8 protein-coding genes are annotated in these 11,993 nt (G+C 68.3%); 3 read left to right on the top strand and 5 right to left on the bottom strand.

What is annotated here, in order from left to right:
• Positions 1 to 3: 3 nt before the first annotated feature.
• The 5 genes from CVV76_RS04580 to chvE form a co-directional block, all read right to left on the bottom strand.
• Positions 4 to 939 carry a Gfo/Idh/MocA family protein gene (locus CVV76_RS04580; RefSeq protein WP_102223466.1) on the bottom strand — a complete coding sequence of 312 codons (936 nt, stop codon included), beginning with the start codon at positions 937 to 939 and terminating at the stop codon, positions 4 to 6.
• Complete coding sequence (araD, locus tag CVV76_RS04575) at positions 939 to 2,726, bottom strand: L-arabinonate dehydratase (protein WP_102223465.1); 1,788 nt, start codon at positions 2,724 to 2,726, stop codon at positions 939 to 941. The genes CVV76_RS04580 and araD overlap by 1 nt, the downstream gene beginning before the upstream one ends.
• Before the next feature lie 41 nt (positions 2,727 to 2,767).
• Entirely contained in the window at positions 2,768 to 3,964 is a 1,197-nt protein-coding gene (gene mmsB, locus CVV76_RS04570) for a multiple monosaccharide ABC transporter permease (RefSeq protein WP_199178505.1), read from the bottom strand.
• Positions 3,965 to 4,040: 76 nt separating this feature from the next.
• Complete coding sequence (gene mmsA, locus CVV76_RS04565; RefSeq protein ID WP_102223463.1) at positions 4,041 to 5,558, bottom strand: multiple monosaccharide ABC transporter ATP-binding protein; 1,518 nt, start codon at positions 5,556 to 5,558, stop codon at positions 4,041 to 4,043.
• A 128-nt stretch (positions 5,559 to 5,686) separates the two neighbouring features.
• A complete protein-coding gene (gene chvE, locus CVV76_RS04560) occupies positions 5,687 to 6,751 on the bottom strand; it encodes a multiple monosaccharide ABC transporter substrate-binding protein (protein WP_102223462.1) in 1,065 nt (354 codons plus the stop codon).
• A gap of 132 nt (positions 6,752 to 6,883) precedes the next feature.
• On the opposite strand from chvE, the gene CVV76_RS04555 reads away from it, so the two are divergent.
• The 3 genes from CVV76_RS04555 to CVV76_RS04545 all read left to right on the top strand — a co-directional run bounded on the left by CVV76_RS04555 (position 6,884) and on the right by CVV76_RS04545 (position 11,843).
• Positions 6,884 to 7,825 carry a LysR family transcriptional regulator gene (locus tag CVV76_RS04555; RefSeq protein WP_233192716.1) on the top strand — a complete coding sequence of 314 codons (942 nt, stop codon included), beginning with the start codon at positions 6,884 to 6,886 and terminating at the stop codon, positions 7,823 to 7,825.
• 383 nt (positions 7,826 to 8,208) lie between these two features.
• Positions 8,209 to 10,350 carry a DEAD/DEAH box helicase gene (locus tag CVV76_RS04550; RefSeq protein ID WP_102223460.1) on the top strand — a complete coding sequence of 714 codons (2,142 nt, stop codon included), beginning with the start codon at positions 8,209 to 8,211 and terminating at the stop codon, positions 10,348 to 10,350.
• A gap of 260 nt (positions 10,351 to 10,610) precedes the next feature.
• Complete coding sequence (locus CVV76_RS04545; RefSeq protein WP_102223459.1) at positions 10,611 to 11,843, top strand: flavin monoamine oxidase family protein; 1,233 nt, start codon at positions 10,611 to 10,613, stop codon at positions 11,841 to 11,843.
• Positions 11,844 to 11,993 lie beyond the last annotated feature (150 nt).

Here is an 11,993-nt window from a genome sequence, read left to right as displayed (position 1 = left end):
CGCTTACCAGTCGAAGGGGGCCACGGTAAGGCGGCGCCCCAGGGTGAAGGCGTCGGCTACATGGCGCATCGGTGCAAGATCCACGTCGCTCCGGCCCGCGCGGACCAGTTCGGCCATGTGCGCATAAAGCACCGGGTATTCGCCCTTCAGCGACAGGTTCACACCCGAGGCGTCGGCCACATCCTTGCCGTCGTTTTCCAGCACCGCGCCGCCCTTGTGCAGCGACAGCGTGCCCTGATCGGTCACCGCCTCCATCGACCAGATCTGTTCGCCGGTCTGCAGGAAATCCATGTCCATCGTGACCTCGGCCCCCTTGGGGTGGAAGAAGGCCACGCGGGCGGCGATAGGCGTTTCGCGGTTCTCGGGAAAATCCAGCTCGGCCCCGGTCACGTGGATCGGGTCGGGCAGGATCTCGGTCATGATCGACAGCGCGTTGATGCCCGGGTCGAAGACCCCGAGGCCGCCGGCCTCGAAGATCCAGTCCTGGCCGGGGTGCCAGCGGCGGACGTCCTCTTTCCACGTCACGTTGAGACTGCGGAGCGTCTTGTCCTTCAGCCAGGCCTTGGCCGCCTGCACCTGCGCCGCGGCCCGCGAATGCCAGCTGGCGTAAAGCGTGACGCCCTTGGCGCGCGCCATCTCCTCCAGCGCGTGACATTCCGAGAGCGTGGCGCCGGGCGGTTTCTCCAGCATCACGTGCCGTCCGGCCGCGATGGCCTGCGCGGCATAGGCGAACCGCGGCACTGGCGGCAGGCAGAGGGAGATGACCTGAATGTCCGGCCGCGCGGCCAGCATGGCGCCAAAATCCTTGTGCGCCTCGATGCCTTCGACCGTGCCGTGGTTGGAACAGGTCGCGGCCAACTCCCAATCCGGGCTGTCCGCGATCGCCGGGACGTGCTGGTCCCGCGCGATCTTGCCGATACCGACGAGTGCGATTTTCATCAGTGGGCGTCCTTTCCGACCGGCGCGCCGCGGCAGCCCTTGAGGAAGTCGAGGTCGGCGCCGGTGTCGGCGCCCTGCACATGGGCCTGGTGCAGCCAGGCGTAGCCGCCCCCTGCCCCCGGCGTGACCGCCAGCGCGGCCGAGGGATCCTCGGGCGGGGTCCATGCCGCCAGACGGCGGGCGAGTTCCTCGTCCGAGATGTCCAGATGCAGGCGCCGGCCCGGCACGTCCAGCTCGATCATGTCGCCGGTCTGCACCACGGCCAGCGGGCCGCCCGCCGCCGCCTCGGGCGAGGTGTGCAGGACCACGGTGCCGTAGGCGGTGCCCGACATGCGCGCGTCCGAGATCCGGACCATGTCGGTGATGCCCTTCTTCAGCACCTTGGGCGGCAGGCCCATGTTGCCGACCTCGGCCATCCCCGGATAGCCCTTGGGGCCACAGTTCTTCAGCACCATCACGCAGGTCTCGTCGATGTCCAGCGCGTCGTCGTTGATCTTGGCCTTGTAGTCGTCGATGTCCTCGAACACGACGGCCCGGCCACGGTGCTGCAGCAGATGCGGCGACGCGGCCGAGGGTTTCAGCACCGCACCCGCCGGCGCAAGGTTGCCGCGCAGAACGGCGATGCCGCCCTGCTGGGTCAGCGCCTTCTCGACCGGCAGGATCACGTCGTCATTGTGGTTGAGCGCGGTTTTCACCTCGTCCCAGATCGCGCCGCCGGATACGGTCAGCGCGTCCTTGTGCAAAAGCCCCGCCTCGCCCAGACGGCGCAGCACGGCAGGCAGGCCGCCGGCATAGAAGAACTCCTCCATCAGATATTTGCCCGACGGCATCAGGTTCACGATGGTGGCCACGTCGCGGCCGCAGCGGTCCCAGTCGTCAAGGGTGACATCCACCCCCACCCGGCCCGCGATGGCCAGAAGGTGCACGACGGCATTCGTGGACCCGCCGATCGCGCCGTTGGTGCGGATCGCGTTCTCGAACGCCTGCTTGGTCATGATGTCCGAGGGCTTCAGATCGTCCTTGACCATCTGCACGATGCGGCGCCCGGTTTCCTGACTCATGGTGCGGCGGCGGCTGTCGACCGCGGGGATCGCCGCGTTGCCCGACAGCGCCATGCCCAAAGCTTCGGCCATCGAGGCCATGGTCGACGCGGTGCCCATGGTGTTGCAGGTGCCCGACGAGCGGCTCATCGCCTGCTCCGCCTCGAGGAACTCGTCCTGCGTCATCTCGCCGGCCTTCACGGCCTCGGAGAATTTCCACAGGTGGGTGCCCGAGCCGATCCGCTCGCCGCGGAACCAGCCGTTCAGCATCGGCCCGCCCGAGACCACGATGGCGGGCAGATCGCACGACGCCGCTCCCATCATCAGGCTCGGCGTGGTCTTGTCGCAGCCGACCATGAGCACGACACCGTCCACCGGCTGGCCCCGGATCGCCTCCTCCACCGCCATGGCGGCGAGGTTGCGGAACATCATCGCCGTGGGGCGAAAGGTGTTCTCGGAGGCCGAGAAGACGGGGACCTCCACCGGGAAGCCGCCGGCCTCCCACACGCCGGCCTTCACCTTCTCGGCCAGCTCGCGCAGGTGGCCGTTGCAGGGCGTAAGGTCCGACCAGGTGTTCAGGATCCCGATGATCGGGCGGCCGTCGAACAGGTCGTGCGGGTAGCCCTGGTTCTTGAGCCAGCCGCGGTGATAGATCGTGTCGCGCGACTGGCCGGCGTACCATTCCTGCGACCGCAGGCGCCGCGGCCAGGGTGCGGGCTTGAACCCGGTCTCGAGTGGCGAAGTCATTGCAGCCCCCTTGCGCGGATGCGCGGGTTGGCAGACAGGGCTCAGCCCTGCTTCTGCTTGTTGTAGACGTCGAAGATCACGGCGGCGAGCAGCACCAGGCCCTTGATCATCTGCTGATAGTCGATGCCGATACCCATGATCGACATGCCGTTGTTCATGACGCCCATGATGAAGGCACCGACGACCGCGCCGACGATCTTGCCGACCCCGCCCGACATCGACGCTCCGCCGATGAACACGGCCGCGATCACGTCAAGCTCCATCCCGAAGCCCGCCTTGGGCGTCGCGGTGTTGAGGCGCGCGGCGAAGATGAGACCCGCCAGCGCCGCCAGAACGCCCATGTTGACGAAGGCAAAGAAGGTCAGCCGCTCGGTCTTGATCCCCGACAGCTTCGCGGCCTTGACGTTGCCGCCGAGCGCGTAGATCCGGCGGCCCAGCGTCGTGTTCTCGGTCACGAAGGCATAGATCGCGATCAGGATGCCCATGGTGACGAGGACGTTCGGGAAGCCCCGGAAGGTGGCCAGCTTGAAGGTCAGGAACAGAAGCGCGCCGATGACGATGATGTTGCGCACCCAGAAGAAGGCGGCGGGCTCCCCCTCCATCCCGTATTGCCGGGCGCGGGCGCGGGCCCGCATGCCGAGGTAGACGATCGCCATGGCCAGGATGATCCCGACGCCCATGGCGAGGACGTTGAAGTTGAACGAGCCCACGGCGGTGGCCAGCGGCTTGGTCGCGGCACGCGGCAGGATGTCGGGGATGAACCCGGTCGACAGCAGCTGGAAGTTGCGCGGGAAAGGCCCGACCGACTGGCCGTTCAGCAGCAGGAGCGAGGCGCCGCGGAACACCAGCATCCCTGCCAGTGTCACGATGAAGGACGGGATCTTCCAGTAGGCGACCCAATAGCCCTGCGCCGCCCCGATCAGCCCGCCGAGGATCAGCGCGGCCGGCACGGTGACCAGCACCGGGAGGTCGTAGTTGACGATCATCACCGCGGCAAATGCCCCGATGAAGCCCATCACCGACCCGACCGACAGGTCGATGTGGCCCGCGACGATGACGATGAGCATCCCCAGCGCCATGATGATGATATAGCTGTTCTGCAGGAACAGGTTGGTGATGTTCACCGGCCGCATCAGCGTGCCGTGGGTCATCGCCTGGAAGAACACCATGATGACGATCAGCGCGAACAGCAGGCCGTAGTCGCGCAGGTGATGCGTCAGGTAGCTGCCGATCGACATCGTGGTCTGCCCCGACGTCTGGCCGCCCGTCTGTTCATCCGCCGGCGTTTGGGTTTCGGTGGTCATTCTCGTGCCCTCACTCGGTGACGATGAGCGACATGATGCGCTCCTGGCTGGCCTCTGCCGCGGGCATCTCGCCCACGAAGCTGCCTTCGTTCATGACGTAGATGCGGTCGCACATGCCCAGAAGTTCGGGCATCTCCGAGGAGATGACGACGACGCCCTTCCCCTGTGCGGCCAGCTCGTTGATGATGGTATAGATCTCGTATTTCGCGCCGACGTCGATGCCGCGGGTGGGCTCGTCGAGGATCAGCACCTCGGGTTCGGTGAACAGCCACTTGGCCAGAACGACCTTCTGCTGGTTGCCGCCCGACAGGTTGCTCACCTTCTGAAACACGCCCGGCGTGCGGGTGCGCATGGCCTTGCGGTAGCGTTCCGCTACCTCGGTGTCGCGCATGTCGTCGAGGATGCCGTTCTTCGACACCGCCTCCAGCCGGGCGAGCGAGGTGTTGAACTTGATCGTCTCGTCGAGGATCAGGCCCAGCGCCTTGCGGTCCTCGGTCACGTAGCTCAGCCCCGCAGCGATCGCCCGGTCGACCTTCGAGACGTCGATCGGCTTGCCGCGCAGCTTCACGTTGCCCGAGATGTTTCGGCCCCAGCTCTGCCCGAAGATCGACATCGCCAGCTCGGTGCGGCCCGAGCCCATGAGGCCGGCAATCCCCACCACCTCGCCCGCGCGGACGTTGAACGAGATGTCCTCGATCACCTTGCGGTCCTTGTGCTCGGGGTGCCAGACGTTCCAGTCCGCCACCTCCAGCAGCAGCTCGCCGATCTTGGGCGTGCGGTCGGGGAAGCGGTGGGTCATGTCGCGGCCCACCATGTCGCGCACGATGTCGTTCTCGCTCAGCCCCGCATGGGCGTCGCGGGTGCCCACGGTGCGGCCATCGCGGATCACCGTCACGGTGTCGGCCACGTAACGCACCTCGTTGAGCTTGTGCGAGATGATGATCGAGGTCACGCCCTGCGCCTTCAGCTCCAGCATCAGGTCGAGAAGCTTGCGCGAATCGTTCTCCTGCAGGGCCGCGGTGGGCTCGTCGAGGATCAGAAGCTTCACGTCCTTCGACAGCGCCTTGGCGATCTCGACCAGCTGCTGCTTGCCGACGCCGATCTTGTCGACCATCGTGCCCGGCGCCTCGGTCAGGCCGACCTTCCTGAGCAGGGCCTGCGTGCGCTGCATCGTCTCGTGCCAGTTGATGACACCGCCCGAGGCGCGCTCGTTGCCGAGAAAGATGTTCTCGGCGATCGACAGGAGCGGCACCAGCGCCAGCTCCTGGTGAATGATGATGATGCCGCGGGCCTCGCTGTCGTGGATCCCCGAGAAGGCCATCGGTTCGCCTTCGTAGAAGATCTCGCCCTCGTAGGTGCCGTGCGGATAGACGCCAGAAAGCACCTTCATCAGGGTCGACTTGCCGGCGCCGTTCTCGCCGCAGATCGCGTGGATCTCGCCCGGCATGACCTTGAAACTGACGTCATCCAGCGCCTTGACGCCCGGAAAGGTCTTGGTGATGCCGCGCATCTCGAGGATCGGGGTCATTCTGACCTCTCTTGTTGGACTTCACCTGGAATAAAGGGGGACCGGCCCCGCCGTCATCGGCGCGTGCGCGCCACGCTCTTGCGCCGATGACGAGGAGGAGGTTCGGCAGGACCGGCCCGGCGGATCGCTTACTTCAGCTGATCGGCCTTGTAGTACCCGGAGTCGACGAGAACCTTGGAGTAGTTCTCCTTCGTCACCAGCTTGGGCGGCAGCAGGTAGCTGGGCACCACCTTGACGCCGTTATTGTAGGTCTTGGTGTCGTTCACCGGCACGTCCTTGCCGGTTTCCATGGCGTCGACCATCTTGACGGTGACCGCAGCCAGTTCACGGGTGTCCTTGAACACGGTCGAATACTGGTCGCCGCGTTCGATTGCCTTGACCGAGGGGACCTCGGCGTCCTGGCCGGTGATGATCGGCATCTTCAGATCGCCCGAGCCATAGCCCACGCCCTTGAGCGACGAGATGATCCCGATCGACAGCCCGTCGTAGGGCGACAGCACGCCGTTCACATGCTTGTCGGTGTAATAGGCCGACAGAAGGTTATCCATCCGCGCCTGCGCGACCGCGCCGTCCCAGCGCAGCGTGCCCACCTTGTCCATGCCCATCTGTCCGGACACGATCTTGATGTCGCCCTTGTCGATCAGCGGCTTCAGCACCGACATAGCGCCGTTGTAGAAGAAGTAGCTGTTGTTGTCGTCGGGCGAGCCGCCGAACAGCTCGACATTCCACGGCTTCACGTCGGGAAAGCGCTGCTTGAGGCCCTCGACCAGCGAATCCGCCTGCAGGACGCCGACCTTGAAGTTGTCGAAGGTGGCGTAATAGTCGACGTTCGGGCTGTCCTTGATCAGACGGTCGTAGGCGATGACCTTGATCCCCGAGGCGGCGGCATTGTCCAGCGCGTTCGACAGGGTGGTGCCGTCGATGGCGGCGATCACGAGGACCTTGTCGCCCTTGGTGATCATGTTCTCGATCTGCGCCAGCTGGTTCGGAATGTCATCCTCGCCGTACTGGAGGTCGGTCTTGTAGCCTTCCTTCTGGAACAGCTTCACCATGTTGTCGCCGTCGGCGATCCAGCGGGCCGAGCTCTTGGTCGGCATGGCGATGCCGATAGTGCCCTTGTCCTGCGCCGGCGCCTGGGCCGCAAACGTACCGAGACCGATCGCGAGAGCCCCCGCGAAATGCATGAGTTTCATAGATGTCCTCCCAGTGTCCGGAACGCCTCCACGCCCCGGGCCCGCTTTTCGGGCACGACTCAGGATTAGCGCCAGGTGACATACCATTCAAATACCAATATCATGTCACTGCATGATCCAAATGGTATGCTCATGGCTGAACACCTGACCAACCTCCGCCCTGTCCAGGCCCGGCTGATCGCGGCGATCGCGGCGCATGGGCAATTGCAGATCGCGGCGCAGAGCTGCCAGATCACCCAGCCCGCCGCCTCGCGCATGCTGGCCGAGCTGGAGCGGATGATCGGCGTGCCGCTGTTCGAGCGCACGCCGAAGGGGATGGAGCCCACGCCCGCTGGCGCGCTGGTGGCGCGGCGGGCCGAGCGGGTGGTGCTGGAGCTCAACGACATGGCGCGCGAGATGCGCGACTTCCGCGAAGGGCGCTCGGGTCGGGTGCGCGTGGGGGCGGTGACGGGGCCCGCGCTCGGCTACGTGGTGCCGGCGATCCGGGCCCTGAAGCAGGAGGCCCCGGGGGTCGAGATCTCGGTCGAGGTGGGGCCGTCGACAGCGCTGGTGCCGGCACTGGCGCGGGGCGATCTAGACTTCGCGCTGGCGCGGATCCCGCCCGACCACGACAGCGCCGATTTCGAGGTAGAGCCCGCGCGTCACGAGGTCGGCACCCTGCTGGTGCGGGCCGGACACCCGATGGCGGGACGCGGCGCGGTCGTGCTGCCTGATCTTGCGGGGTTTCCCTGGATCCTGCAGCAGCGCGGCGCGCCGATCCGCACCGCGGTGGATGCCGCCTTCGCCGCTGCCGGATGCCCGGCGCCGCGCGACGTGACGACCACGTCGTCGCTCCTGGTGATCATCGCGCTGCTGGCCGACACAGATTCCATCGCCGCGATGAGCCGCGAGGTGACGAACCTCGTGCTCAGCGAACGCGTCGGCGCCCGCTTCGCCCGTCTGCCGCTGCACGACCCGCTGGAGATCGACCCCTACCTGCTGCTGCGCGCCCGTCACCGGGTGCTGCCGCCGGTCGCGATGCAATTGCTGGCGCTGCACCGAAGTTTCCTCGCCCGCCCCGACCCCGGCACCTGAGGCGCACCGCCGCGAAGGGCCAGCGGTCGGATGCCCGGACCGGGACCGCACACCGGGGCGCGGCGTGAAGGCGTGAAGGCGTGAAGGCGTGAAGGCGTGAAGGCGTGAAGGCGTGAAGGCGTGAAGGCGTGAAGGCGTGAAGGCGTGAAGGCGTGAAGGCGTGAAGGCGTGAAGGCGTGAAGGCGTGAAGGCGTGAAGGCGTGAAGGCGTTGAAACGCACCCTGCCCCGTCCGGCTTCGCAAGGTGCGTTTCAACGCACCTGCCGCGCGCCATGCCCCCGCCGCGGTGAAACGCGGCCTTTCCTTTCTCTGCAGTTTCGGCTAGGAAGCCCTCTTTCCGCACCACCCCGGCCACGTCGCCGCCCCTTCCACGGACACTTTCCCATGCTTCCCCCCCTCTCCGAGGCGCTTTCCGAGCGCGGTTACGCCACCCTGACCCCGGTGCAGGAGGCCGTCATCGCCCCCGCCCTCGAAGGCCAGGACCTGCTCGTCTCGGCGCAGACCGGGTCGGGCAAGACCGTGGGCTTCGGGCTGGCCCTCGCCCCCACCCTGCTGGGCGAGAACCACCAGTTCGGCCCCGCCGCCACGCCGCTTGGCCTGATCATCGCGCCGACGCGCGAGCTGGCCTTCCAGGTGATGCAGGAACTGCGCTGGCTTTACGCCAAAACCGGGGCACAGGTGACCTCCTGCGTCGGCGGCATGGATCCGCGCAACGAACGCCGCGCGCTGGAGCGTGGCAGCCACATCGTCGTCGGCACCCCCGGGCGTCTGCGCGACCATATCGAGCGCGGCGCGCTGGATCTGTCGGACATCCGCGCCGTGGTGCTGGACGAGGCGGACGAGATGCTCGACCTCGGCTTCCGCGAAGACCTCGAATTCATCCTCGGCACCGCGCCTGAGGAACGCCGCACGCTCCTGTTCTCGGCCACCGTCTCGCCGATGATCGCCAAGCTGGCGGGGGATTTCCAGAAGGATGCCCAGCGTGTCGACACCCGCGACAAGGGCCAGCAGCACGCCGACATCAGCTACCGGGCGCTGCGTGTCGCGGCCTCGGACCGCGACCATGCGATCTTCAACCTCCTGCGCTACCACGATGCCGAGGGGGCGATCATCTTCGCCAACACCCGCGCCGCGGTGAACCACCTGTCGGCCCGTCTGTCGAACCGGGGCCTGTCGGTGGTGACGCTGTCGGGCGAGCTCAGCCAGGCAGAGCGCAGCCACGCCCTTCAGGCGATGCGCGATGGCCGCGCCCGGGTCTGCGTGGCGACCGACGTGGCCGCCCGCGGCATCGACCTTCCGGGCCTGAGCCTCGTGATCCACGCCGACCTGCCGTCGAACACCGAAAGCCTCCTGCACCGCTCGGGCCGCACCGGCCGCGCCGGTCGCAAGGGGATCTCGGCGCTGATCGTGGGCCCCCGCGAAATCAAGAAGGCGCAGCGCCTGCTGAACTGGGCCAAGATCGACGCGGAATGGGACGTGCCCCCCTCGGCCGACGAGATCGTCGCGAAGGACGAGGAGCGGCTGCTCAACGACCCGGCGCTGACCACGCTGCCCACTGAGGCCGAGGCCGATTTCGCCGCCCGCCTGCTGGCCGTGCACGCGCCCGAGGCGATCGCGGCGGCCTGGCTGCGGTCGCACCAGGCCAAGAACGGCGCACCCGAGGACCTGCTGCCCCCCGATGCCGGGCCGAAGCGTGAGCATGTGGATTTCGGTCCCAGCCGCTGGTTCGCGCTCTCGGTCGGGCGCGACGACCGGGCGGAGCCGCGCTGGCTGCTGCCGATGCTGCTGCGCAAATCCGACCTCGGGCGGTCGGACGTGGGCGCGATCCGGGTGCAGGACACCCAGACCTTCGTCGAGATCGCCGAGGCCGCCGCCCCCAAGCTTCTGGCACTGGTCGAGGCCGGCGAGACGCTGGACGACAACATCCGCCTCAGCGCACTGGACGCGGCGCCGGATCTCGGCCCCCGCACCGGAACGCCGCGGGGCGAACGCCAGCCGGGACGCCCGGGCGACCGTGGTCCGCGTCAGGGCGGTCCCCGCCATGATGGTCCCAAACCCCGCCGCCCGCGTGACGGTGAGGGCGGAGGCCCGGACAAGCCGTGGAAGAAACCCCGGCGCGAGGACGCGCCCCCACGGCCCGAGCGGGAGCCCGCCCGCGCCGAACGCCCCGCGCCGCGCGACGAGGCCCCGGCCGAACGCCCCGAGCGCCGCGCGCCGCGCGATGCCGCATTCTCCAACCGCCGCCTCTCGCGCGAGGATTTCGAGGGCACCACCAAACCCCGCGCGAAATACGGCGCGGCGCCCGGAAGCTTTGACGGCGACCGCCCGAAGGGCAAGCCCGCAGGAAAGCCGACCGGAAAACCCACAGGCAAGTTCGGCGACAAGCCCGCAGGCAAGTTCGGCGGGAAACCGGGCTCCAAGTTCGGCGCCAAGCCGGGGGCCAAGTTCGGCGCCAAACCCGGTGCCGGCGGCGACAAGGTCGCCCGCGGCGGCCCGCGCAAGGGCAAGCCGCCGCGCGACCGCTGACCCCGACCTGACCCCGCCGCCAGGGACTGCCAAACCGAACCGGCCCGCCGACCCACCGCGCGGGCCGACGCCCCACCTCCCCCCTTTCATTGTTCCCCAAATACGCAGTTTGACCGTCCACCGCCCTCGCACGGACCGGTCAGGCGCGCGCCCGCTCCGGGCAACGTGAACACGGCCATGGCCGCCGCCCCCCTTCTCCTTCCCGGCCCGGCGTTCTAACACCGGTGCAAACGGCACGGAAAACAGCACGGGGACAGGTCATGGATCAGGACATCGTCATCATCGGCGCGGGTGCCGCAGGCACCGGCGCTGCGCGCAGGCTGGCCGAGAGCGGGCTGAAGGTCGTGCTTCTCGAGGCGCTGGCGCGGCCCGGCGGACGGGCCTGGACGGTCCAGGCTGCGGGCGTGGCCATCGACCTCGGCTGCGGCTACCTGCATTCGGCCGAACGCAACCCCTGGGTACCGATCGCCGAGGCCCAGGGCGTCGAGGTGTTTCGTGGCCCGACCGCCTGGCTGTCGCAGTACCGCGACCTGGGCTTCACGCCCGACGAACAGGTCGCGGCGGCCCGGGCCTTCGACGCCTGGACCGCGCGGATCCACGAAACACCCCCCGCCAGCGATTGCGCGGCGGATCTCCTCGACCCGGCGGATGCGCGCTGGACCCGGCACATCCAGGCGATCAGCGGCTACGTCAGCGGCGATGAGCTGGAGCGGATCTCGGTCGCGGATTACGGCGCCTACGACGCGGCGGCGAGCGACGTGAACTGGCGCCTGCCCGGCGGCTATGGCGCGCTGGTGACCAGAAGCCTGCCCGCCGGCGTGCCGCTGCACCTCGACACGCCTGTGACCTCGGTCGCGCTGACGGCGGAGGGGGTCGAAGTGACGACACCCCGAGGCGCGATCCGGGCGCGCGCGGTGATCTCGACCGTTGCGACCGACGTGCTCGCCGGCGACGCCATCACCTGGCCCGCCGAGATGGACGCCTGGCGCGCGGCGGCGGCCCTCCTCCCCCTCGGCCAGGACGAGAAACTCTACTGGCAGGTCGCCGAGGACGGGCCGTTCCAGCCCGAGACCCACCTGCACGGCCTGCCAAGCGACCAGGCGCCGGGCAGCTTTTACCTGCGCCCGCTGGGCAAGCCCCTGGTTGAATGCTTCTTGGGCGGCGCCGGCGCACGCCACCTGGCAGAAGCAGGAACGGACGCCGCCTTCGCCCGGGCCGAAGCACAGCTTTCCGCGCTCTTCGGCGAGGACATGCGGCCGCATCTGACCCGCCTCGTCTCCTCCGACTGGACCAGGACGCCGTCGATCGGCGGCGGCTACAGCCACGCGCTGCCGGGCCACGCCGGGGCGCGCCAAACCCTGGCGGCACCCTGCGAGGGGCGGATCTTCCTGGCCGGCGAGGCAACCCACCGATCCGATTTCTCGACTGCCCATGGCGCGCTGATCACCGGCCGGCGCGCGGCAGAAGAGGCGCTGGCAGCCCTCGGCCTCTGAGCATGCGGCCGAGGGGCCGAAAGACCCCGCCGACACGCGGGACGCGGCCGCAGTGCCCGCGGGGGTTTCACACCCCCGCACCCACCGCATACGCGGGGGTTTCACACCCCCGCACCCACCGCATACGCGGGGGTTTCACACCCCCGCACC

The organism is Acidimangrovimonas sediminis (genome assembly GCF_002871005.1).
GTDB lineage: Bacteria > Pseudomonadota > Alphaproteobacteria > Rhodobacterales > Rhodobacteraceae > Acidimangrovimonas > Acidimangrovimonas sediminis.
Note: the sequence above shows the minus strand (reverse complement) of the source record. Positions and strands in the feature narration are given on the sequence as shown.